Annotated in this window: 23 protein-coding genes; 11 read left to right on the plus strand and 12 right to left on the minus strand. The window is 66.6% G+C overall.

Translation table 11 applies throughout. From position 1 onward, the window contains the following. Positions 1 to 127 precede the first annotated feature (127 nt). From NUV79_RS07715 to NUV79_RS07725, 3 genes are all read left to right on the plus strand, one after another. On the plus strand, positions 128 to 1,807 hold the full coding sequence (locus tag NUV79_RS07715; protein ID WP_257732488.1) for an electron transfer flavoprotein-ubiquinone oxidoreductase: 1,680 nt from the start codon (positions 128 to 130) through the stop codon (positions 1,805 to 1,807). Positions 1,808 to 2,269: 462 nt separating this feature from the next. Continuing rightward, on the plus strand, positions 2,270 to 4,045 hold the full coding sequence (locus tag NUV79_RS07720; protein ID WP_374678986.1) for a tetratricopeptide repeat protein: 1,776 nt from the start codon (positions 2,270 to 2,272) through the stop codon (positions 4,043 to 4,045). A gap of 26 nt (positions 4,046 to 4,071) precedes the next feature. Continuing rightward, entirely contained in the window at positions 4,072 to 4,947 is an 876-nt protein-coding gene (locus tag NUV79_RS07725) for a 4-(cytidine 5'-diphospho)-2-C-methyl-D-erythritol kinase (protein WP_257732490.1), read from the plus strand. Positions 4,948 to 4,965: 18 nt separating this feature from the next. Here NUV79_RS07725 and NUV79_RS07730 read toward each other — a convergent pair whose 3' ends face one another. Both NUV79_RS07730 and NUV79_RS07735 read right to left on the minus strand, forming a co-directional pair. Next, complete coding sequence (locus NUV79_RS07730) at positions 4,966 to 5,553, minus strand: NUDIX hydrolase (protein WP_308218172.1); 588 nt, start codon at positions 5,551 to 5,553, stop codon at positions 4,966 to 4,968. A 2-nt stretch (positions 5,554 to 5,555) separates the two neighbouring features. Continuing rightward, complete coding sequence (locus NUV79_RS07735) at positions 5,556 to 6,572, minus strand: polyprenyl synthetase family protein (protein WP_257732491.1); 1,017 nt, start codon at positions 6,570 to 6,572, stop codon at positions 5,556 to 5,558. A 173-nt stretch (positions 6,573 to 6,745) separates the two neighbouring features. On the opposite strand from NUV79_RS07735, the gene NUV79_RS07740 reads away from it, so the two are divergent. Both NUV79_RS07740 and NUV79_RS07745 read left to right on the plus strand, forming a co-directional pair. Continuing rightward, positions 6,746 to 6,970 carry a putative signal transducing protein gene (locus tag NUV79_RS07740; protein WP_257732492.1) on the plus strand — a complete coding sequence of 75 codons (225 nt, stop codon included), beginning with the start codon at positions 6,746 to 6,748 and terminating at the stop codon, positions 6,968 to 6,970. Beyond that, the gene (locus NUV79_RS07745) at positions 6,963 to 7,748 is read left to right on the plus strand and encodes a tRNA1(Val) (adenine(37)-N6)-methyltransferase (protein WP_257732493.1); all 786 of its coding nucleotides are present in this window, start codon (positions 6,963 to 6,965) and stop codon (positions 7,746 to 7,748) included. Before NUV79_RS07740 ends, NUV79_RS07745 begins: the two co-directional genes overlap by 8 nt. Here NUV79_RS07745 and NUV79_RS07750 read toward each other — a convergent pair. From NUV79_RS07750 to NUV79_RS07760, 3 genes are all read right to left on the minus strand, one after another. Then, on the minus strand, positions 7,739 to 8,044 hold the full coding sequence (locus NUV79_RS07750) for a hypothetical protein (protein ID WP_257732494.1): 306 nt from the start codon (positions 8,042 to 8,044) through the stop codon (positions 7,739 to 7,741). The two genes, NUV79_RS07745 and NUV79_RS07750, sit on opposite strands and share 10 nt — an antisense overlap. A gap of 155 nt (positions 8,045 to 8,199) precedes the next feature. Further along, on the minus strand, positions 8,200 to 8,475 hold the full coding sequence (locus NUV79_RS07755; protein ID WP_257732495.1) for a hypothetical protein: 276 nt from the start codon (positions 8,473 to 8,475) through the stop codon (positions 8,200 to 8,202). A gap of 137 nt (positions 8,476 to 8,612) precedes the next feature. Beyond that, entirely contained in the window at positions 8,613 to 8,882 is a 270-nt protein-coding gene (locus NUV79_RS07760) for a hypothetical protein (protein WP_257732496.1), read from the minus strand. A 254-nt stretch (positions 8,883 to 9,136) separates the two neighbouring features. On the opposite strand from NUV79_RS07760, the gene NUV79_RS07765 reads away from it, so the two are divergent. The 6 genes from NUV79_RS07765 (at position 9,137) to upp (ending at position 16,279) form a co-directional block, all read left to right on the plus strand. Next, entirely contained in the window at positions 9,137 to 10,054 is a 918-nt protein-coding gene (locus tag NUV79_RS07765; protein WP_257732592.1) for a glycine--tRNA ligase subunit alpha, read from the plus strand. Beyond that, positions 10,054 to 12,468 carry a glycine--tRNA ligase subunit beta gene (gene glyS / locus NUV79_RS07770; RefSeq protein WP_257732497.1) on the plus strand — a complete coding sequence of 805 codons (2,415 nt, stop codon included), beginning with the start codon at positions 10,054 to 10,056 and terminating at the stop codon, positions 12,466 to 12,468. The genes NUV79_RS07765 and glyS overlap by 1 nt, the downstream gene beginning before the upstream one ends. Positions 12,469 to 12,812: 344 nt before the next feature. Continuing rightward, positions 12,813 to 12,974: a Thivi_2564 family membrane protein gene (locus NUV79_RS07775; RefSeq protein WP_091855869.1), complete on the plus strand. Its 162-nt coding sequence runs from the start codon at positions 12,813 to 12,815 to the stop codon at positions 12,972 to 12,974. A 102-nt stretch (positions 12,975 to 13,076) separates the two neighbouring features. Then, the gene (locus tag NUV79_RS07780; RefSeq protein WP_257732498.1) at positions 13,077 to 14,339 is read left to right on the plus strand and encodes a GTP cyclohydrolase II; all 1,263 of its coding nucleotides are present in this window, start codon (positions 13,077 to 13,079) and stop codon (positions 14,337 to 14,339) included. Positions 14,340 to 14,365: 26 nt separating this feature from the next. Then, positions 14,366 to 15,583: a URC4/urg3 family protein gene (locus NUV79_RS07785; protein WP_257732499.1), complete on the plus strand. Its 1,218-nt coding sequence runs from the start codon at positions 14,366 to 14,368 to the stop codon at positions 15,581 to 15,583. A gap of 54 nt (positions 15,584 to 15,637) precedes the next feature. Continuing rightward, positions 15,638 to 16,279, plus strand: coding sequence for a uracil phosphoribosyltransferase (upp, locus tag NUV79_RS07790; RefSeq protein WP_257732500.1), 642 nt, complete (start codon positions 15,638 to 15,640; stop codon positions 16,277 to 16,279). 90 nt (positions 16,280 to 16,369) lie between these two features. Here the strand turns inward: upp and NUV79_RS07795 are convergent, their stop codons facing one another. The 7 genes from NUV79_RS07795 to NUV79_RS07825 all read right to left on the minus strand — a co-directional run bounded on the left by NUV79_RS07795 (position 16,370) and on the right by NUV79_RS07825 (position 22,957). Then, positions 16,370 to 16,801: a DUF1236 domain-containing protein gene (locus NUV79_RS07795; protein ID WP_257732501.1), complete on the minus strand. Its 432-nt coding sequence runs from the start codon at positions 16,799 to 16,801 to the stop codon at positions 16,370 to 16,372. A gap of 244 nt (positions 16,802 to 17,045) precedes the next feature. Next, complete coding sequence (locus tag NUV79_RS07800) at positions 17,046 to 18,020, minus strand: tripartite tricarboxylate transporter substrate-binding protein (protein ID WP_257732502.1); 975 nt, start codon at positions 18,018 to 18,020, stop codon at positions 17,046 to 17,048. A 65-nt stretch (positions 18,021 to 18,085) separates the two neighbouring features. Continuing rightward, a complete protein-coding gene (locus NUV79_RS07805) occupies positions 18,086 to 19,585 on the minus strand; it encodes a tripartite tricarboxylate transporter permease (protein ID WP_257732503.1) in 1,500 nt (499 codons plus the stop codon). A 3-nt stretch (positions 19,586 to 19,588) separates the two neighbouring features. Next, a complete protein-coding gene (locus tag NUV79_RS07810; protein ID WP_257732504.1) occupies positions 19,589 to 20,107 on the minus strand; it encodes a tripartite tricarboxylate transporter TctB family protein in 519 nt (172 codons plus the stop codon). After that, positions 20,107 to 21,090: a LysR family transcriptional regulator gene (locus NUV79_RS07815; protein WP_257732505.1), complete on the minus strand. Its 984-nt coding sequence runs from the start codon at positions 21,088 to 21,090 to the stop codon at positions 20,107 to 20,109. The genes NUV79_RS07810 and NUV79_RS07815 overlap by 1 nt, the downstream gene beginning before the upstream one ends. 177 nt (positions 21,091 to 21,267) lie before the next feature. After that, positions 21,268 to 22,203 carry a DMT family transporter gene (locus tag NUV79_RS07820; protein ID WP_257732506.1) on the minus strand — a complete coding sequence of 312 codons (936 nt, stop codon included), beginning with the start codon at positions 22,201 to 22,203 and terminating at the stop codon, positions 21,268 to 21,270. Positions 22,204 to 22,294: 91 nt separating this feature from the next. Continuing rightward, a complete protein-coding gene (locus NUV79_RS07825; protein WP_257732507.1) occupies positions 22,295 to 22,957 on the minus strand; it encodes a glutathione S-transferase family protein in 663 nt (220 codons plus the stop codon). Positions 22,958 to 23,284: the final 327 nt, after the last annotated feature.

Genomic DNA, 23,284 nt, shown 5'->3' on the forward strand with positions numbered 1-23,284 from the left:
GTTGCAAAATGGAACGCGCGCTTGGATAGAGGGGTTCCAGACTGGACGAAAGCCGGCATTGAACGACCCGGCGAAATAGTTCATATATAAACTATCATGCGGCGCGGTTGCTGAGGCGGAGGGCAGGATGGATCTCAAGGAAGCGCAGAGCGAACCGCGCGAGAGCATGGACTATGACGTCGTCATCGTCGGCGCGGGCCCTGCTGGCCTGGCCGCTGCGATCCGGCTGAAGCAGCTCGACGAGAACATCTCCGTCGTCGTGGTCGAGAAGGGCGCCGAGGTCGGCGCGCATATTCTTTCGGGTGCCGTCATTGATCCGATCGGCCTCGACAAGCTGGTGCCGGACTGGCGCGAGGATCCCGACCGTCCCCTGACCACCGAGGTCAAGGAAGACATCTTCTATTTCCTGACGCAGCCGAACGGCATCCGCCTGCCGAATTTCGGTATGCCTTCGCTGATGAACAACCACGGCAATTTCGTCGGCTCGCTCGGGCTGGTCGCGAAGTTCCTGGGCGCGCGGGCCGAGGCGCTCGGCGTCGAGATCTATCCGGGCTTCGCTGCCGCCGAACTGCTCTTCAACGAGGATGGCTCGGTCGCCGGCATCGCCACCGGCGACATGGGCATCGCCAAGGACGGCACAGTCTCGGATCGCTTCACCCGCGGCATGGAACTGCGCGGCCGCTATACGCTCCTGGGCGAGGGCGCGCGCGGCTCGCTCTCCAAGATCGCGATCAGGAAGTTTGCCCTCGACGAGGGGTGCGAGCCCCAGAAATACGGCATCGGCCTGAAGGAGCTCTGGCAGGTCAAGCCGGAGAAGTTCCACAAGGGCCGCGTCCAGCACTCCTTCGGCTGGCCGCTCGACAACAGCACCGGTGGCGGCTCGTTCCTCTACCATTTCGACGACAACCTGGTCTCCGTCGGCTTCGTCGTCCACCTGAACTACCAGAACCCGACGCTCTCGCCCTTCGACGAGTTCCAGCGCTTCAAGACCCATCCGCTGATCCGCGACACCTTCGAGGGCGCCAAGCGCATCGCCTATGGCTCACGCGCCATCACCGAGGGCGGCTTCCAGTCCGTGCCGAAGCTGACCTTCCCAGGCGGCGCGCTGATCGGCTGCGCCGCGGGCTTCGTCAACGTGCCGCGCATCAAGGGCAGCCACAACGCCATCCTGTCGGGCATGCTCGCGGCGGAAAAGCTGGTGCCGGCGCTGCAGGCGGGACGCCAGCACGACGAGGTCGTCGAGATCGAGAATAGCTGGCGCGACAGCGCCATCGGCAAGGACCTGAAGCGCGTCCGCAACGTCAAGCCGCTCTGGTCGAAATTCGGCACCTTCCTCGGCATCGGGCTCGGCGGAATAGACATGTGGCTGAACCAGCTCTTCGGCTGGTCGCCCTTCGGCACGCTGAAGCATGGCAAGCCGGATTTCGCGACGCTGAAGCCGCTCGCCGAGGTCACGCCGATCACCTATCCGAAGCCGGACGGCAAGATCTCCTTCGACAAGCTCTCCTCGGTCTTCCTGTCCTCGACCAATCACGAGGAAGATCAGCCGGCGCATCTGAAGCTGACCGATCCGTCGGTTCCGATCACGCAGAACCTGCCGCTCTATGGCGAGCCGGCGCGGCTCTACTGCCCGGCGGGCGTCTACGAGGTCGTCTATGAGAACGCCGAGGCGAAGACCAATCCGCGCTTCGTGATCAACGCGCAGAACTGCGTCCACTGCAAGACCTGCGACATCAAGGACCCCGCCCAGAACATCACCTGGACCGTGCCGGAAGGCGCTGGCGGCCCCGGCTACGCGAATATGTGATCGCCGCGATCTACTTGCCCTTACGAATCAAAAAAAGGGCGCGCCTGCTGGCGCGCCCTTTGTCGTCGAACCGGGTCGGATCAGCCCTTGCGGACGATCGGGGCGGCCGGCTTGGTCTCGGTCTTGGCGCAGCCGGCGACGAAGCCGCCGAGAAGCGCGACGGCGGCAACGCTCAGAATGATCTTCTTCATTGGAATAGTCCCAGTGGAATCGCTGCGTGAACTGCAAGCGAGTCGACTATAGGCACGATATCCTTTGCGGATGATTGCCGTTTTCTTGTGCCGGCCGCTTCGTCATCGGGATTTCGCCGAGTGTTGCGCGGCTGCTACGAAACCGCGGCATTCCGGGGGAGGCCGGCTTGCCCGCCCGCCCGGAAACCGCCATCTTGGCGGCCTACGCGAAGCGATCACGGTCCGCTTGAAGAGTGCGCCCCGAGATGGTGAGGCTGCGGGCCGAGGGAGAATGGCAGTCGTGACATTATTGAAGAAGGTTCGTGCCTCCGGCACGGCTGCTGCGTTGTCGCTGTTGATGTTCCTGCCAGCCGTGGCCGCCGCCCAGGGCGCGACGCAGCCGCGCTCGGCTGATTCGCTGGAGCCGGGCGACAGCCTGGAGGGTAACTATCTCGCCGCGATCGTCGCCGGCGCCTCGCGCGATCTCGGCGCGGCCTCCGTCTATCTGCGCGAAGCGATCAAGGAAGACCCGCAGAACAACGACCTGACCGAGCGCGCCTTCGTCGCCTTCCTGGCCGACGGCGCCATGCAGGACGCCTTCCGGGCCGCCGACAAGCTGATCCAGCAGGACCCGAGCAACGGCCTCGCCCAGCTCGTCATCGGCATCCGCTCGATCAAGCAGAAAAGCTACCAGACCGCGCGCAACCATCTCCAGCGCGGGGGCAGGGGCCGCGCGGCCGACATCACCGCGACGCTGCTCTCGGCCTGGTCCTATCTCGGCTCGAACAATCCCAAGCGCGCGATCGAGACACTGGAGCGCCTGAAGGGTGAGCCCTCCTACAATCTCTTCCGCGACTATCACGCCGGTCTGATCCTCGATGCTGCCGGCCGCCGGGCCGATGCCGAGAAGCGCCTGAAATCGGCCTATGACGCGGAGAAGACCACGCTCCGGCTGGTCGATCTCTGGGCGCGTTTCCAGGCCCGCAGCGGTGATTTCAACGGTGCGGCCGAGACCTATGCCGGCTTCGATCGCCTGCTGCCGAACCATCCGATCATCCGCGAGGGCATGGCGCTCGTCGGCAAGAAGGAGCAGCCGCCGCGCCAGATCACGACGCCGCAGCAGGGCGCTGCCGAGGTGCTCTACGGCCTCGCCAGCGCGGGCAACCGCCAGGGCGACGAGGCGGCCGCGCTGCTCTACCTGCGCATGGCGATCTATCTCGATCCAGGCCACGACCTCGCCATCCTGACGCTCGGCGACATCCTTGAGCGCGCGCGCCAGCCGGAAGATGCCGTCGCCGTCTACGACAAGATGCCGGCGACCTCGCCGCTGCGCCCGAATGCCGAGATCCAGGCCGGGCTGGCGCTGGAAAACCTCGGCAAGCCCGAAGAGGCTGTGAAGCATCTCGACAAGGTCATCGCCGAGCGCCCGGACGATGTCGATGCGCTCTCCGCGCTCGGCAACATCTATCGCTCGCGCAAGCAGTTCGCGGAGGCTGCGGCGGCCTATGACAAGGCCATCGCCAAGCTCGCTTCGCCGGGCCGGGCCAACTGGGACCTGTTCTATTTCCGCGGCATCGCCCGCGAGCGCGTCAACCGCTGGCCCGAGGCTGAGGCCGATCTGCGCAAGGCGCTGGAGCTGCTGCCCGATCCGCTCGGCCGCGAGCGCGCGCTGGTGCTGAACTATCTCGGCTATTCGCTGGTCGACAAGCATCTCAAGCTCGACGAGGCGCTCGACATGCTGCGCCGTGCCGTGGAGCTGCGTCCGCGCGATGGCTACATCATCGATTCGCTGGGCTGGGCCTATTACCGCCTCGGCCGCTACGAGGATGCAGCGCGCGAGATCGAGCGCGCCTCGGAGCTGCGGCCCTCCGATCCGGTCATCAACGACCATCTCGGCGACGTCTACTGGCGCACCGGCCGCCAGCTCGAGGCGAAGTTCCAGTGGAATCACGCCCGTGACCTCAAGCCCGAGCCCGAGGATCTCGCCAAGATCCTGCGCAAGATCGAGCGCGGACTGGAGGAGCCCTCGGCCAGCGCCACCGATGACACCAAGAAGGATGGCGGCTGACGCTCTCGCGCCGCCGGCCTGACGCCGTGGCCCTGCCGCTGACGACGCGCGCTCGCGCCAAGGTCAATCTCGACCTGCGCGTGCTCGGCCGGCGCGCCGACGGCTATCACGAGCTCGAAAGCCTCGTCGCCTTCGCTGGCGTCGGCGACACGTTGTCGCTTGAGCCCGGCGCACCGGTATCCCTCACGCTTACCGGCCCCCGTGCCGAAGGGCTGGAGGTCGATGACGGCAATCTCGTCCTGCGCGCTGCCCGCGCACTCGCTGCCGTGCGCCCGGGCTTGAGTCTCGGGCGCTTCCATCTCGTGAAAAGACTGCCGGTCGCGTCCGGAATCGGCGGTGGCTCGGCCGACGCGGCTGCGGCGCTGCGTCTGCTCGCGCGGCTGAACGGCATCGCGCCTACGGACCCACTTCTGCGAGTGGTTGCTGCGGGCGTTGGCGCTGACGTCCCGGTCTGTCTCGATTCGCGCGCCCGGCTGATGGCCGGCATCGGCGAGAGGCTTGGCCCGGCGCTCAAGTTGCCGCCGCTCTTCGCGGTGTTGGTCAATCCGGGTGTCGGCGTCGAGACGATCGCGGTGTTCCGGGCGCTTGGCCTCAAGGCTGGCGAGATGCTGTCTGAAGCACACGCGGCGAAGCTTGGAACGCCGGGATCGGCAGGGGAGCTGCTGGGGTACCTCGCATCCACGACGAACGATCTCGCTGCGCCGGCGCAGCATGTCGCGCCGGTTATCGGCGAGGTTTTGAAGCGCCTCGTCGTGCTTCCGGGCTGCCGGTTGGCGCGCATGTCCGGCTCCGGAGCCACATGCTACGCGCTGTTTGACGATTGCACCGCCAGCGCTGCCGCAGCGAAAACGCTACGGCACGAGCAGCCGGGTTGGTGGGTGACGCCGACGCTGCTGCGCTGAGCGGAGCTTGCGGTCTTCTCAGGTCGACGAATCGCCGGCTTGCGGCAGCAGACCCCGCATCACGAGCAACCCGATGGCGGCGACCGTGATGGCGTCCCGAATCTGGCCGCTCTGGATCATCGCCATAACGTCGCTGGCCGGAAAGCGACGGGAGATCAGGCCCTGCTCCTCATGGTCGAGATCGCGGTTCTGCTGGGTCAGCCCTCTGGCCAAGAAGACGTGGCAGCCCTGGTTCGAATAGCCATAACATTCGAAGAGATAGCCGAGCTTGACCATGTCGGCGGCCTGGAGGCCGGTTTCCTCGCGCAGCTCGCCCTGGGCCACGGTCAGGGGATCGGCCTCCGGATTCGACTCCCACGAGCCTTGCGGCACCTCCCAGAAGCGCGCTCCGACGGGGTGGCGATACTGTTCGACGAGATGAATGCTGCCATCCGGCTCGACGGGAACGATCGCGGCGAAGTCGGTCTTCTCGACGACGCCGTAGATGCCTTGTGAGCCGTCCCGCCGCCGGATGGCGTCCTCGCGCACGGTCATCCAGCGATTCTGGTAGACGACCCGCGACGATAAGGTCTCGATCTCCGGCTTGCCGGCCGAAGCCACGTCCACGCTCAATGCGCCCGCGCCACGCAGAAATCGACGGCGGCGTTGAGCGCCTGCTTCATCGGCGAGGCCGGGAACAGGCCAAGCGCATCCTTAGCCATCCTCGCGTAGTGCTCGGCGCGGGCGATCGTGTCGTCGAGTGCCTTGTGGCGGCGCATGATGCCTTGAGCCTCTTCCAGGTCGCCGTCGCGGATTTCGCCATCCTGCAGCGTGCGCTTCCAGAAGGCGCGCTCGGCCTCGTCGCCGCGGCGGAAGGAGAGCACGACGGGCAGGGTGATCTTGCCCTCGCGGAAATCGTCACCGGTGTTCTTGCCGAGCTTGGCCGCGACGCCGCCATAGTCGAGGGCATCGTCGATAAGCTGGAAGGCGATGCCGAGATTGAGGCCGTAGCTGCGGCAGGCGGCGGCATCGGCCTTTGAGGAATTGGCGATGACCGGCCCGACCTCGCAGGCGGCGGCGAAGAGCTCGGCCGTCTTGCCGCGGATCACCGAGAGGTACTCGTCCTCGGTCGTCTCCGTGTTCTTGGCGACCGAGAGCTGCAGCACCTCGCCTTCAGCGATGACGGAGGCGGCCGTCGACAGGATGTCGAGCGCGCGCAGCGAGCCCACTTCGACCATCATCTTGAAGGCCTGCCCGAGCAGGAAATCGCCGACCAGAACGCTCGCCTCGTTGCCCCAGAGCATCCGGGCCGCGAGCTTGCCACGGCGCATGTCGCTCTCGTCGACGACGTCGTCATGCAGCAGCGTGGCCGTATGCATGAACTCGACGGAGGCCGCGAGCTTGACATGGCCTTCGCCCTGATAACCGCAGAGATCGGCCATCGCGAGCGTCAGCATCGGCCGTAGTCGCTTGCCGCCCGAGGAGATCAGGTGGTTGGCGACCTCCGGGATCATCGTCACGTCGGAACCGGTGCGCGAGATGATCATCGCGTTGACCCGCTCCATATCGGCGCGCGTCAACGCGACCAGCGGCTCGATGCTGGCCTGATTCGATTCCCGTTCCTCGAGGGAGACGACGACACCCACTGGAAACACTCCGGGTCAGATCCTTACGCCGGGCCGGCGTGCCCGTCCCATGCCACAACCGTCGCATGGGACGCCAGCCCCTGCAAACCGGCGCGACGCCGCACCTTTGCGTAAGCGAGGGCTGAAAGTGTCGGGCTCTTGCGCAGGGCGGGGTGCTTGGGCTCCATGGAGCCATGCACGAACTCATGCGCACCAACGACCTCATCCTGCTCGGCGCCGTCGAGGCGCTGCTGGCATCGGCCAATCTCGATTGCCTGATCGCCGACCAGCATATCAGCTCGCTGGAGGGGATGATCGGTGCCTTCCCCCGCCGCTTGCTGGTGCGCGAGGCGGATCGCAAGCGTGCCCGCGCCTTGCTGGTCGACGCCGGTTACGGTGCCGAACTCCGCGATGAGTGAGGGCGGGCCAGTCTCTGCGCTGGGCGAGATCGTCGAGGACTGTCTGCTCGACGGTCGATTGCGGTTGCTCCAGCCGCGCAAGGGCCATCGCGCCGGCAGCGATGCGATCCTGCTGGCGGCCGCGTTGCCGGAGCTGGGGCAGGGCGCGTTGCTCGATATCGGCGCGGGCGTGGGCACGGTCGGCCTCGCGGCTGCGTTGGCCCAGCCCGATCTGCGTGTCACGTTGCTGGAGCGCGACCCGGAGCTTGCCGCGCTGGCGGCACGCAATGCCGGGCTCAACGACATGGCCGGGCGTGTCGCGGCCATTGCCGGCGATGTCACGGCGCGCGCCGCGATTCTCTCCGAACTCGGCTTGGCTGCTGCGTCGTATGATGCGGTGGCGATGAACCCACCCTTCTACCCGCCGGGCGGGAGCAAGGCCTCGCCCGTCCCGAATCGCAAGGCGGCCCACGTCGCTGAAGGTGCGCTTGCGCCCTGGCTGCGGGCTGCCCGGCGCCTGCTTCGGCCCCGCGGGCATCTGGCACTCATTCACACCGTGGAGGCGCTGCCGGAAGTTCTGGCCGGTCTCGAAACCGGGTTCGGCGCGGTCGCGATCCGGCCGATCCATGCCTTCGCAGAGAAACCTGCGATCCGGGTCATCGTCACGGCCATCCTGAACAGCAGAAAGCCGGCAGCCTTGCTGCCGGCTTTCGTGATCAATGGCGCCGACGGACGGCTGACGCCGCTGAGCGATGCGGTGCATCGCGGCCGCGAGCGTCTTGCGCCCGATTACCAGTAATAGGGGCGCGGGCCGTAGAAGCGCGGCGGGCCGTAATAGGGGCGCGGACCATAGAAGCGCGGCGGACCATAATAGCGCCGCGGGCCATAATAGCGCGGGCCATAATAGCGCGGCGGCCCGTAATAACGGCGCGGGCCGTAATAATACTGCGCTTGCTGGACCATGCCTTCGCTCGCAGCTGCCTCGGCCGCGATCGGAGCGGCCCCGACTGGAGCAGCGGAGGCAGAGGTGACACCGAGGCCGGCCAAGCCCAGCGCGCCGGCGGTCGCCGCCGTGACGATGATTGTCCGAAACATGAAAACCTCCATGAGATGGCGTCGGCAACGTTTGCCGTCGGATGAAACGCCGCCCTTGAGTTGCGACATTACGTCGTCGAACCTGAACGGCGAGGGATCGCGTCGTTCACCTTGCCTTCAGCCGATGGCCGCAATGCGGCCATGCTTGCTGCGGCTCAGCGGCAGACCCGCACCGGGCGGACGACCCAGCGCCAGCCGTCCCAGATGCGACGCTCGGACCAGAAGCAGCGCGGACGGTAGTAGGAGGGACGTGGGCCGTAATGGCGCCGCGGGCCGCGATAATACTGGGCCTGTTCGATCAGGTTTTCGCCTGCCTGGGCGGGTGGCTCGGCCTGGGTGGCAAGCGGGCCGGCCGGGGCGGGTGCCGCCGTCAGGACGAAACCACCAAGGGCGCCCGCCACCGCGGTGGCGATGAACGCTGTCCGGAACATGGTCTTCTCCGTCGAAGGTGCCATCGGCAGTGCCGATGGGTGACGCGTCGTTGCCGCCGGAAAGCGAGGACGTTGTTGCTGAACGGCGCGAAAAGGCGCCGTTCAGCTTGCCCTATCGAAATCGACGGGATGCCGGCTCAGCGGCAGACGCGGACCGTACGGCGCACCCAGCGATAGCCGTTCCAGACGCGGCGGGATTCGCTCCAGCAGCGGCGGACATGCGGGCGGCCCGGGCCGTAATGCGGCCGGCCGCGATGCCAGGCCTGCTGGACGAGGCCGGTCTCGGCGCCGGCGGCAAAGGCCGTGCCGGCCGAAATCGGGGCCGCGGAGGCCGGGGCGCTGCTCATGGCGGCACCGAGCAAGGTTGCGGCGCCAAAGGCGGCGGCAATGATGCGGGTTGTCAACACGGGCGTACTCCTTCGTTGTTCGACCGCCGGCCCGGCATCAAATGCTCGCCCCGAACATCGCGGACCATGCGGTTGCCTTTGTCGATATCAGACCGGTTATGAACGAAACCTGTCCGCCTGAGGTTCCCGCGCAAGCTTGACCATGGCGGGCCCGAACCCTAATCACCGCCATTCCCTCGTTATCGGAAGGTTGCAGGCACTTGTCCGCCCCCGCGCCCCTCACGCACTCCACCATCCCGGCTTCCTCCCCGGCGATGGACCCGACCCGCTCTTTCCAGGGGCTGCTGCTGACGCTGCAGCGCTTCTGGGCCGAGCGAGGTTGCGTGGTGCTGCAGCCCTACGACATGGAAGTCGGCGCCGGCACCTTCCACCCGGCGACGACGTTGCGCGCGCTCGGGCCGAAGCCGTGGAAGGCTGCCTATGTCCAGCCCTCGCGCCGCCCCAAGGACGGCCGCTATGGCGAGAACCCCAACCGCCTCCAGCACTATTACCAGTTCCAGGTCATCCTGAAGCCGTCGCCGCCGAACCTGCAGGAACTCTATCTCGACTCGCTGCGCGCCATCGGCGTCGACCTCGGCCTGCATGACGTGCGCTTCGTCGAGGACGACTGGGAGAGCCCGACGCTCGGCGCCTGGGGCCTCGGCTGGGAGTGCTGGTGCGACGGCATGGAAGTCAGCCAGTTCACTTACTTTCAGCAGGTCGCGGGCGTCGAATGCGCCCCGGTCGCGGGCGAACTGACCTACGGCCTCGAGCGGCTGGCGATGTATGTCCAGGGCGTCGAGAACGTCTACGATCTCAATTTCAACGGCCTCGATGGCGAGGACCGCATCTCCTATGGCGACGTCTTCCTGCAGGCCGAGCAGGAATACTCCCGCCATAACTTCGAGCATGCCAACACGGCGATGCTGTTCCAGCACTTCACCGACGCCGAGACCGAGTGCAAGGCGCTGCTCGCTGCCGGCGAGCCGGCATCCGGCGCCAACCAGCCCCGCCACGAACTCGCCCTGCCGGCCTATGACCAGTGCATCAAGGCCAGCCATATCTTCAACCTGCTCGACGCGCGCGGCGTGATCTCGGTCACCGAGCGGCAGAGCTACATCCTGCGCGTGCGCGAGCTCGCCAAGGCCTGCGGCGCGGCCTGGCTGAAGACCGTCGGCGGGGGAGCGAACTGATGCCCGATCTTCTGCTCGAATTGTTCTCCGAGGAAATCCCGGCGCGCATGCAGCGCAAGGCCGGCGAGGACCTCAAGAAGCTCGTCACCGATGCGCTGGTCGAACGCGGCCTCGTCTACGAAGGCGCGAAGGCTTTCGTCACGCCGCGCCGGCTCGCCTTGCATATTGCCGGCCTCCCCATTCGTGGCCGTGACGTGCGCGAGGAGCGCAAGGGTCCGCGCGTCGGCGCGCCCGATGCCGCCGTCCAAGGCTTCCTCAAGGCTGCCGGACTGACCTCGCTCGATCAGGCGACCATCGTCAGCGATCCCAAGAAGGGCGATTCCTACGTCGCCATCATCGAGAAGCCCGGGCAGGAGACTGTTCAGGCCATCGCCGAGATCGTTCCGGCCGTGATCCGGTCCTTCCCCTGGCCGAAATCGATGCGCTGGGGCAAGGCCTCCGCCGCCGGCGCCAGCCTGCGCTGGGTGCGCCCGCTGCATTCGATCCTCTGCACCTTCGGCGCCGCCGAGGTCGAGGACCCGGAGGTGGTGCCCTTCGAGGTCGACGGCATCGTTTCCGGCAACACCACCTATGGCCATCGCTTCCACGCGCCCGGCGCGATCACGGTGAAGCGCCTCGACGACTACGTGACCTCGCTGGAGAAGGCGAAGGTCGTGCTCGATGCCGACCGGCGCAAGGAGATCATCCTCACCGACGCCCGCAACCTCGCCTTCGCGCAGGGGCTCGACCTCGTCGAGGACGAGGGGCTGCTGGAGGAGGTCGCCGGCCTCGTCGAATGGCCGGTCGTGCTGATGGGATCGTTCGAGGAGCGCTTCCTCGACATACCCGGCGAGGCGATCCGCGCCACCATCCGCGCCAACCAGAAATGCTTCGTGCTGCGCGATCCCGCGACGGGCAATCTCGCCAACCGCTTCATCCTGGTCTCGAACCTCGTCGCCAGCGACGGCGGCGTGGCGATCACCGCCGGCAACGGCCGCGTCGTGCGCGCGCGCCTCTCGGATGCCGCCTATTTCTGGCAGACCGACCGCGGCTCGCTGCCGGATCTCGATACCTTCAAGGACAGCGCCGAAAAGCTCGGGCTCGATCTCGCAAAGCCGCTCGACCAGCGCATGGCGAAGCTCGACAAGCTCGGCGTCGTCTTCCACGCCAAGCTTGGCACGCAAGGTGGGCGCGTCCAGCGCATCGCGGCGCTGGCGCGGGAGCTGGCCCCGATCGTCGGCGCCGATCCCGAGAAGGCCGAGCGGGCCGCGAAGCTCGCCAAGGCCGACCTGCCGACCGAAATGGTCGGCGAGTTCCCGGAACTGCAGGGCCTCATGGGCCGGAAATATGCCGAGCTGCAGGGCGAGGACGCTTCGGTCGCCGCGGCGGTCGAGGAGCACTACAAGCCGCTCGGCCCGTCCGACCGCGTGCCGACCGATCCGGTTTCGGTGGCGGTGGCGTTGGCCGACAAGCTCGACACTCTCGTCGGCTTCTGGGCCATCGACGAGAAGCCGACCGGGAGCAAGGACCCCTATGCGCTGCGCCGCGCGGCGCTGGGCGTGATCCGGCTGGTGGTTGAGAATGGAGTGCGGTTGCCGATCTGCAAGCTGCCTGAATATCGGGTCATCGCGCCGGATACCGATCCCTCCGGTACTTTGTTCAAGCGCGACGTCAAAATTTCCGACATCGATCACATCGATTTTGGAGCGATGATTGAGAATGTGGCAAACGATCATTTTGAAGAAATTCAGAAGGAAGACTTAGAATTGGCGTTGAATTTTGTTCAGCGTCAGATCGAGATCGATGATTTTCAGCAGGCAGTTGATGAAAGCGTTCGATCACGACACCGGGTTGATCGTCTTGAGGCTTCTCTTGGCCTTATTAAGCCACACGAAGACCTCCTCGCCTTCTTCCACGACCGCCTGAAGGTCATGCTCCGCGACCAGGGCGCGCGGCATGATCTCGTCGACGCCGTGCTGGGCGAGGGGGCTTCGGCCAATGACGACCTCCTCCTCATCACCCGCCGCGTCGCCGCGCTCGGCCGGTTCCTCGACACCGAGGACGGCCGGAACCTGCTCGCGGGCTACAAGCGCGCTGCCAATATCCTCAAGGCGGAGGAGAAGAAGGACGGGGAGGGCGCCTTCGCTGCTGCTCCCGATCTGCACCTCATCGCCGATGCCGGCCTGATCGAGGAGAAGGCGCTCGCCGTCGCTCTCGCGCAGGCGACGCCTAAGGCGGAGGCTGCGGTCGCAGCCGAGGATTACGAGGGCGCCATGGCCGCGCTCGCCGAAATCCGCCCGGCTGTCGATGCCTTCTTCGACAAGGTCACGGTTAACGATCCCGATCCGGCCTTGCGCGCCAACCGCCTGAAGCTGCTCAACCAGCTCCGTCAGGCGACGCGCGCCGTCGCGGATTTCGACCGCATCGCCGGATAATGCAAGGACAGCGCGGGGAACCCCTCTCCCGGATGGGAGAGGGGCAGGGGTGAGGGCCTGCCGCCAATCACCCTTGCTCTGCGCTCTCTACCGATGTGGTTGGCATCGAGCGGAACTGGTTTTCCGGCCTTCCCTCACCCCTGCCCCTCTCCCAACCGGGAGAGGGGTTTTCTGTTTGCGGCTCCTGCGTTCATCTGAAATCCACCACCGACCCTTCGCCGGCAAACCCGCCTCCGGAACCAATCCCGCCCTGCGACGTTGTTTCGCCGGGGCTGACAGGCCGCGAATGCGTCGCGGCTGGGCTCCGGGGGGCCGGCTACCGGCCGAGACAAAGGGCTGAAAGCATGTCCATTCTGATTTCGCTGCTGATCACCGTTCTCGTCATCGGCCTCGTGCTCTACCTCGTGCGGATGCTGCCGCTCGACGGGCAGATCAAGAACGTCGTCCAGATCATCGTGATCGTGATCGGCATCATCTCGCTGCTGCGCTATCTCGCTGTTTTCTAAGGCGATTGACGGCGCCACCGCGCTGGTTCAGACTTCATGAGGTCCAGAGGGCCCCGGACGATCCCCGTCCGGGGCCCTTTTCCGTTTCAGGACGTGACCGCGATGAACGCGCCGAACCGCAACGGCCATATCAGGCTGACCTCCCATCCCGAGCCGGGCAGCGCCGCCGCGCGCTTCCCCATCCGATGGGGCGCCGCCACAGCCGCTGAGCGCGGCCCGATCATCGCCTCGACGACCAACCCGGCCGACCGCAACGTCATCGGCGCCCATGGCGGCTCCTATTCGGTCTATCGGGCGCTGGCGATCTCGGCCCGCGCGATGAACCCGCAGCAGCGCCCGGACCTGACCAACACCTATCCGACGGCGGAGATCGCACCCCAGCCGCAATGGGCCGACCCGAAGAAGATCGTCTCGCTCGATCCGTTCGGGCACACCGTCGCGCAGGATTTCGGCCGGTTGATCGGCGAGGGCATCGATATCCGCCCCTCGATCGCGATCACCAAGGCCAGGCTCAACCTGCCCGAGATTCTCGCGGCGATGGGCGCGCATCGCCTCGCCGCGGACGGCCATATCCTGCACAGTTCAGGCGATATCAGCGTCACCAAGATCGCGGTCGATCCGGTCTGGTACCTGCCGGGCATCGCCGAGCGCTTCGGCACGACCGAGAGCGATCTGCGCCGCACGCTCTTCGAGCAGACCGGCGGCATGTATCCCGAACTGGTGACGCGGCCGGACCTCAAGGTCTTCCTGCCGCCGATCGGCTCGATCACGGCTTACGTCATGGGCGAGGCCTCGCGGCTTGCCGACCCGAAGACGCGCATCGCCTGTCGCGTCCATGACGAGTGCAACGGCTCGGACGTGTTCGGCTCCGACATCTGCACCTGCCGGCCCTATCTCACGCATGGCATCGAGGAATGCGTGAAGGAAGCCCAGAGTGGTGGCGTCGGCCTCATCGTCTACAACCGCAAGGAGGGCCGGGCGCTCGGCGAGGTCACTAAGTTCCTCGTCTACAATGCCCGCAAACGGCAGGAGGGCGGCGATTCCGCCGCGACCTATTTCGAGCGCACCGAATGCGTCGCCGGCGTGCAGGATGCCCGCTTCCAGCAGCTCATGCCGGATGTGCTGCACTGGCTTGGCGTCACCCATATCGACCGCCTGATGTCGATGTCGAACATGAAATACGACGCCATGGTCGAAAGCGGCATCACCATCGGCGAGCGCGTCGCGATCCCGCCCGAATTGATCCCGCCCGATGCCTCCGTCGAGATCGAGGCCAAGAAGGCCGCGGGTTATTACTCGCCCGATGGCGCGCCCGGCGACAACGCGCTGAAATCGACGGTCGGCCGCGACCTCGACAAGTTCTGATTCCGTCACGCCTGCCTGAGTTGATGATGCCCGACCGCGATCCCGAGGCGTTCCGCGCCCTGTTGAAACCCACGGCCGTGCGCGAGCGCGCGCAGGAGATGCTGGAGCTCGGGCTCGCCGGCCAGCTCCTGCATTTCAGCGTTCATCCCGAGCGGCTCGAGGCCTGCGCCGAGTATGTGCTGGAGACGATCCGCGCGAACTATCCGACGCTCGACATTCCTTTCCACGCGCGCTGGCGCCATTTCACGGTCGATGGCGAGGATCGCTGGCAGAAGCTCGACAAGGCCGCCGGCTTCGCCAATCCCGCAGCGCGCGGCCGCGCCGCCTATGATCTCGCCATCGTCAGCGTCCTGCTCGATGCCGGCGCCGGCCCGGACTGGCGCTATCGCGATGCCGCGACCGGCCGCAAGATCGGCCGCTCGGAAGGATTGGCGCTCGCCTCGCTCGACATGTTCGCCGCGGGCCTGTTCTCCAGCGATCCCGCCAAGCCCTTGCAAGCCGATGCGGCCGGATTGAAGCGGCTCGATGCGGCGGCGCTGGCGCGCGGCTTCCAGGCCGGGCCGGACAATCTGCTGCTCGCGCTCGAAGGCCGCGCCGCCCTGCTCAACCGCCTCGGCGAGGAACTTGAAAAGCAAAGCTTGTCGCGGCCCGGCGCGCTGTTCGATCGCTTCGCTGTCGCGGCCGAGACCGGCACGCTGCGGGCGCCGCATATGCTCGGCGAAGTGCTCGGCACCTTCGGCGGCATCTGGCCCTCGCGCCTGACATTGGCCGGCGTCGCGCTCGGCGACACCTGGCGCCATCCGCTGATCGCGCCGGGCAAGCCGACGGAAGGGCTCGTACCCTTCCACAAGCTCTCGCAATGGCTAACCTATTCGCTGATCGAGCCGCTGGAATGGGCCGGCACCGCCGTGGTCGATATCGACGAGATGACCGGCCTGCCGGAATATCGCAATGGCGGGCTCTTCCTCGACAGCGGCGTCATCGCGCTGAAGGACGAGGCGGACCGGACGAAGGCGCATGAGGTCTCGTCGCCGCTCGTGGTGGAATGGCGGGCGCTCACCGTCGCCCTGCTCGACGAGGTCGGCACGCTCATCCGCCAGCGGCTCGGCCGCTCGCGCGAGGAATTGCCGCTCGCCAAGGTGCTCGAAGGCGGGACCTGGGCGGCCGGACGCCGGATCGCACGCGAAAAGCGTGTGGATGGCGGTCCGCCCTTGACCATCGTCAGCGATGGCACGGTATTTTGACGGTAAGCCAAAGGTTCGAGAGCAAGGTCCGAGAGATAGAGGGGTAACCGGCGTATGACTTCGAGCCAGGACGGCGTCACCGTCGTCGACCATCCACTGGTCCAGCACAAGCTCACGCTGATGCGCGAGAAGGATCGCTCCACCAAGAGCTTCCGCCAGCTCCTCAACGAGATCGGCATGCTGCTCTGCTACGAGGTGACGCGCGACCTGCCGACCGAGCTGATCGAGATCGAGACGCCGCTGCAGAAGTCGATGCAGCCGGTCATCTCCGGCAAGAAGATGGTCTTCGCCCCGATCCTGCGCGCCGGCGTCGGCTTCCTCGACGGCATGCTGGAGCTCGTCCCGGCCGCCCGCGTCGCTCATATCGGGCTCTATCGCGATCCCGACACGCTCCAGGCCGTCGAGTATTACTTCAAGGCGCCCTCCGATATCGCGGACCGCATGATCGTGGTGATGGACCCGATGCTGGCGACGGCGAATTCCGCCGTCGCGGCGGTCGAGCGCCTGAAGGAGCGTGGCGCCAAGGATCTGCGCTTCGTTTGCCTTTTGGCGTCGCCCGAAGGCATTGCGCGCCTGCGTGGTGCCCATCCCGATGTCCGCATCTGGACGGCGGCGATCGATGAGCGGCTGAACGATCACGGCTATATCGTCCCCGGTCTCGGCGATGCCGGCGACCGCATGTTCGGCACTCGCTGACACCCCGCGATCTCCAGACGACAGAAAGCCCGCCCCGTGAAGGGCGGGCTTTCCAACCGATTCAGGTGCCGCCTGAATCGAGGCGCCGGATCATTCGATGATCTGGACGATGCGGCGGGTCTGCGGCTCGACGATCACGGTGCGGTCGTTCACGACCGTGTAGCGATAGTTCGAGGCGTTCGGCGCGTAGTCCGCCGGCAGCTGATGGTAGACGACGCCCTGCTGCGGCAGGACCGTGCCGACCGCGACCGGCTCGGCATAGGTGTAGGACGGCACGCGCTGCTCGACGACATAGGTGCGGAAGCGCGGCTCGGCCGCATCGCCGACGATCGCGCCGACCACGGCACCGCCGACACCGCCGACCACGGCGCCCACGGGACCGCCGACCACCGCGCCGCCGACCGCGCCGGCCGCAGCACCACTGGTCGCGCCGCCGACCGCGCCGCCCGAGGGCTGGCTCTGGGCGAAAGCGACCGCCGGGGTGATGGTCAGGGCGGCAACGAGAGCAAGCTTCTTCAACATGGGATGTCTCCTTTCGAAGCTAATCTTCGGCGATGACAACCAAAGCGCGCGGGAACGGTTCCCGGAAATCCGGTCACGAGATGTTAATGGTTCGAAACGAGCCTTAGAAAAGCTCATCGAAACAATGGCTTGGCGGGTCATGACGAAAGCCGGGCCCAGGCGCTTGTCCTGTGAGGCCATATCGGAAACGAAAACGGCGGGCCCGTAAGGGCCCGCCGTATCGACGTCTGAGTACGCTGGAAGCTTACTGCTTCGGCGCGGCCGAGAGCGCAGGCGTCAGCTTGTCGGCGTCACGCTTGATCAGCGCGGCGAAGCCGGCAGGCGTCCGCTCCTCGGCCGTCGGCAGCACGGTGCCGAGATCGAGCAGGCGCTTCTTGGTGCCCTCGTCGTTGAGCGCCTTGTTCAGCGCGTCGACCAGCTTGTCCACGGCCTCCTTGGGCATGCCCTTCGGACCGGCGATGCCGTTCCAGGCCTCGATCTGGTAATCGGGCAGGCCCGCTTCCTTGGTGGTGGGCACGTCGGGCAGGGCCGGAGAGCGCTGGGCCGAGGCGACCGCATAGGCCTTGATCGTGTTGGCGCGGACCTGCTCGGCGACCGAGACGATCTGGTCGCACATGAAGTCGACCTGGCCGGAGACGAGGTCGTTGAGCGCCGGGCCGGTGCCGCGATAGGCGACGGCGTTGATCTTCGGCGTGCCAAGGATGCCCTTGAGCAGGGTGCAGGTCGTCCAGGAGACCGAGCCGAGGCCGGCATGGGCTTCGTTGAACTTGTCCGGATTGGCCTTCACGGCGGCGACGAAGGCCTTGAGATCAGGCGCCTCGAGGTTCTTGCGGGCGACGATCAGGATCGGCGTGCCGCCGGCCAGACCGATCGTCTGCATGCCGTTGATCGGGTCGTATTTGAGACCCGGATAGGTGGCGGGCGCCGCCGAGAAGGTGCCCAGATGCCCCATCGCGATGGTGTAGCCGTCGGGCGCGGCCGTCACCGCGCGGGTGATACCGGTGGTGCCGCCGGCGCCGGCGACGTTCTCGATCACGATCTGTTGGCCGAGCGTCTTCGACATATGGTCGGCGACGATGCGGGCGATGATGTCGGTCGGCCCGCCGGCCGCGAAGGGCACGATCATGGTGACGGGCTTCGTCGGGTAGGCCTGCGCCTGTGCACTGCCGGCAAAGGCCAGCGTGGCGGCGGCGGCAAGGCCGAGAACGAGCTTCTTCATGTGTATTCCTCCCTGAGATTGGCTTGAGATGAAACTGGGGGGCCGCCGCCGGGGCGGCAACCCCGTCATTCGGTGAAGGCTTCCTCGCGCTTCTTTGAGATCGACGGCAGCAGGGCGATGGTGAGCACGGCTACGGCCACCAGCAGCAATCCGGCCGAGATCGGCCGCTCGACGAAGGTCCAGAACGAGCCGCGCGAGATGATCAGCGCCTGACGGAGCTTTTCCTCCATCAGCTTGCCCAGCACGAAGCCGAGCAGCATCGGCGCCGGCTCGAAGCCGAGCTTGATCAAGAGGTAGCCGAACAGGCCGAACAGCGCCGTGAAGGCGACGTCGAGCGGCTGGTTGTTCACCGAGTAGATGCCGATGCAGCAGAAGATCAGGATCGCCGGGAACATCAGCCGGTAGGGCACCTGCAGCAGCCGCACCCACAGGCCGACCAGCGGCAGGTTGATGACCAGCAGCATCAGGTTGCCGACCCACATCGAGGCGATCATGCCCCAGAAGAGCTCGGGATTGCGGGTCATGACCTGAGGGCCGGGGATGATGCCGTGGATCGTCATCGCGCCGACCATCAGAGCCATCACAGCATTCGGCGGGATGCCGAGCGTGAGCAGCGGGATGAAGGCGGTCTGCGCGCCGGCGTTGTTGGCCGATTCCGGCCCTGCCACGCCCTCGATGGCGCCCTTGCCGAAGCGGGAGGGGTCCTTCGCGAGCTTCTTTTCCATGGTGTAGCTGGCGAAGGGGCCGAGCACCGCGCCGTTGCCGGGCAGGATGCCGAGGATGCCGCCCACCGCCGTGCCGCGCAGCACGGGTGCGATCGCCTGCTTGATGTCCGCCCAGCCCGGCAGCAGCCGGCCGATCTTGCCCTTGACCACGTCGCGCGCCTCCGGGCTTTCGAGATTGCGCAGCACTTCGGCGAAGCCGAACACGCCCATCGCCAGCACCGAGAAGTCGATACCGTCCGAGAGCGAGGCTATGCCGAAGGTCAGGCGTTCCTGGCCGGTCTCGAGATCGGTGCCGACGGTCGAGAACAGCAGGCCGAGCATGATCATGCAGAAGGCCTTGAGGATCGAGCCGCGTGCCAGAACGACCGCGAAGCACAGGCCCATCACCATCAGCGAGAAATACTCGGCTGGGCCGAAGAGCAGCGCCATCTTGGTCAGGGGCGCGCCGAGCGCGGCGATGATCAGGGTCGCGACGCAGCCGGCGAAGAAGGAGCCCATCGCGGCCGTGCCGAGCGCGACGCCGGCGCGGCCCTGCTTCGCCATCTGGTGTCCGTCCAGCGTGGTGACGACCGAGGTCGCCTCGCCGGGAATATTGACCAGGATCGCCGTGGTCGAGCCGCCGTACTGTGCGCCGTAATAGATGCCGGCCAGCATGATCAACGCGCCGGTCGGGTCGAGCCCGAAGGTGATCGGCAGCAGGATCGAGATCGTCGCGATCGGCCCGACGCCGGGCAAGACGCCGATCAGCGTGCCGACGAGGCAGCCGGCGAAGCAGAGCGCGATGTTCTTGAGGGTGAGCGCGACGCCAAAGCCCAGCGCGAGATTGGAAAACATATCCATCGGTCAGATCCCCAGCAGCCAGGGCGCGAGCGGGATCGGCAGCGACAGCGCGTATTTGAACAGCAGGATGCAGGCCGCCGACATCGCGATAGCGAAGATCAGCAATTCCTTGATCTTGCGGTCATCGGCGGCGAGACCGGAGAAGAAGATGAGGAGCGGGCCGGAAACGAGCAGACCCAGCGCCGGAAGGCGGATCGGGCCGAATTCGAAGCCGCGGATGGTCAGGCCGAACAGGCAGGCACCGCCCAGAGCGAAGAAGATGCCCTTCCAGGACCAGCCCGAGAGCTTCTCGCCGTTATAGCGCAGCGAGGCCAGCGCCAGCATCAGGCCGAGCGCGCCGCAGATCACTGCGAAGGCCTTGGGCAGCATGCCTGGCCCGAGCTGGCGCAGCGTACCGGCCGGCAATTCCCAGGAGAACACGAAGGCGCCGAGCGCGAGCAACATCATGAACAGGCCGCCAGCCAAATCCTGCGTCGATCGCACGCGCAGGCCCTGGGCCCGCTCTATCTGGTTCAAACTCATCAGGCTCCTCCGACTGGCGACCCGGTGCGGGCGGTCCGTTTCTGCGTTTTTGGTAGGGCGAAAGGCAGGATGTGGCGCTCATCGAGCAGCGTCACGCTATCCCGGAGGATCGCGAGGAAATCGTCGCGCGACGGCAGCTTCTGCTGGGGGCGCCAGGAGACGCCGATAAGGGCGCCCGGCGGCGGCGGATCGAGCATCGCGCCGCGCAGGCGCCGCATCGTCACGCCGGGGAAGGAGAGGCGGGAGACCCAGTCCGGCGCGAGTGCCATGCCGAGCCCGGCGGCGACCGCCGACATCATCGCCGGCTTCTCGGTCGCCTCGATCGTGACGTTCGGGACCGCGCCGACGCTCTCGAAATAGGCCATGACCAGATCATAGGCATAGGGCCGGAGGCGCTTGGAGGGCACGACGAAGGGCTCGCCGACGAGGTCCAGCATGGTGAGGTGCTCGCGCGCGGCAAGCGGGTGATTCTCGTTGAGCACCACGACCGGGCGCTCGACACGCAGGATCTCGAAGGCGCAATCGGTCGGCTTTCGCGGCGGGCGGGTGAGCGCCATGTCGAGCTTGCCCGCTTCCAGCATCTGGATCAGGGCGGTGGTGATCGCCTCGACGAACTTGATCTCGATGCCCGGGAACCGGGCGCGGAAGGCCATCAGCGCCTCGGGCACGAAGCTCGACGAGGCCGCGTCGATAGCCCCGACGCGCAGCACCTTGCCGGAGGAGAGCGAGGCTTCGCGCACGGCGCGCGAGGCGTGCTCCATCTTGACGAGGATGCCCTTGGCTTCTTCGAGCATGATCAGCCCGGCGCGCGTCATCGCGACCTGCCGGGTGGTGCGGGTCAGGAGGGCGACGCCGAGTTCGTCTTCGAGGGTGCTGATCTGGCGCGACAGCGCCGGAGGCGCGATGCCGAGCCGCTCGGCCGCCCGGCCGAAATGCAGCTCTTCTGCTACCGCGATGAAACATCGCAGTTGCCGCACATCCATGAGCCGTCCCCTGTCCCGTGTATCGCTTGCCGCGATATCTCTATCGGTGGCCGTCGCCAATAGCGGTTCCGGCCAAGGTGTCGACCTTACAGAAATTCATAATCTTTTGACAACAAAGCCTTTCGGCTGAGCCGTCCTTAGGTCCCGGACAGCTGCCCGATGCTGCGGGGCGCAAGATCAGGCGGTCGGGGCGGGATTGGTCCGGGCGATTCGCATGATGCGGCCGTCGATGAGGGCGAGTCCGACGAAGATCGCCGCCATGCCGGCGAAATGGCGCGGCAGCAGGGCTTCGCCCAGAAGGCTCGAGCCGAGCAGGATCGCGCTGACGGGAATCAGGAAGGTGACGAGCATGACATTGCTCGGCCCGGCCGTGCGCATGATCCGGAAGAACAGCAGATAGGCCAGCGCCGTCGAGATCAGCGCCAGTCCGACGAGCGCGAGCAGGGCTTGCTGGGACGGCACCGGCAGCGTCCAGGGCGGGTGCATCACGAAGACGATCGGGATCATCATCAGCGTCGAGGCCGAAAGCTGGCCCGTTGCGGCGACCAGCGGCGACACCCCGCGGAAGCGCCGGCCGAGCAGTCCGGAGAAGGCGTAGGAGACCGCGGCGAGGATGCAGGCGATCTGCGCCGCCAGGTTGAAGCCGAGGCCGCTGATCGCGTCCGGCCCCATCAAGATGGCGACGCCGACTAGGCCGGCCAGCACGCCGCCGAGCTTCAGGCCGGTCGCCTTCTCGTTGCCGAAGCAATGCATCACCAGCACCGCGAAGATAGGTGTCGTCGCGTTCAGGATCGAGGCGAGCCCGCTCGCGATCTGCTGCTGGCCCCAGAGAAACAGGCTGAACGGGATCAGGTTATTGAGGATGCCCATGCCGAAGAAGGCGAGCCAGAGCTCGCGTCCGACTGCCATCGACTGCCCGGCGATGCGTACGGCCAGAAGCAGCGCCATCGCAGCGAGGCCGACGCGTACCTGCACCACCGCGAAAGGCGGCCATTCCGCGACGGTGAGCTTGTTGAAGAAGAACGAGCCGCCCCACAGGACCGATAGGATGATCAGCAGGAGCCATTCGAGCGGACCCATGCGCAGCGCGGGAGTGGGTGTTGGCTGTGTCATGGCGGAAGCTCTGCTCTTTGGCCGGGTCATCCCGCGTCAGTAGGTGGCCGGACAAGACCCGGCCACCCGTATTCTGCTGGCGTCGATCCGCTCAGGCGGCTTCGGCGTCGCGCGCTTGCCACATCGCCTGGAAGGCCGGGCGCGCATGGCAGGCGTCGAGCCAGGCCTTCACGCGCGGCGCGGCATCGAAGAGCTGGGTGGCGGGCTTCGCGTAGCGGATGATCTCCGCGACATTGATGTCGGCGACGGTGAAGCGGTTGCCCATCACGTAGCCGCCGTTCTCGGCCAGCGTCTTGTCGAGCACGGCGAACGGGCCGGGCAGGGCGGCGAGAGCAGCCTCGACCAGCTCCGGCTTGCGCTTCTCCGGCGGATAGGCCGCAAGGTGGAACTGCAGGTTGAGCGCATGGGTCTCGCATTCGGTCGCGGCCCAGAGCGACCACATTACCGCCAGCCCTTCCTCCTGCGCGTCCTTGGGCGCGAGCGGGCCGCCATGCTTGCGCGCGAGGTAGAGGTTGATCGCCAGCGATTCGTGCAGCTTGAAGCCGTTATCGTCGATGCTCGGGATATGGCCGTTCGGGTTGATCTTCAGGAAATCGGCGCTGCGGGTATGCAGCGGCACGCCCGGCGCGTTGGGATCGGGCAGGCGATAGGCCTGGATCACCGGCACATGGTTGAAGGGCAGGCCGAGCTCGTTGGCGAGCCAGACGACGCGCGTCGCGCGCGAGCGGTAACAGCCATAGATGGTCAGGGACATCGGCGGGATCCGGCGAGAGAGAGCGAATGGGAACGCCTCCGGCAGGGGCCGGTGCGTCGCGGCGACAATAGGCCGAGCGCGTTGCATCGGCCAATGCCAATCATCGTCGGATGCGGAGCAAAAAACCGTTTGACGCGCGCGCCTTGCGGGTGCATTGGCCTCCTGCTTCCGGCCTCTGCGGCCGGCTGCTCACAGGAAACCCCGACCCGATGCCAAGCGACAGTCCCAGCCGACAGTCGAAGCCGTCCGCCGCCGTCTCGCGCGCCTGACCGGGTCCCCCGGCTCGCCTGCGATCCGGCCACGACGGCCCGATCGCAAGGAACAGAG

It is taken from the genome of Allobosea sp. 47.2.35 (assembly GCF_024655635.1).
Lineage (GTDB): Bacteria > Pseudomonadota > Alphaproteobacteria > Rhizobiales > Beijerinckiaceae > Allobosea.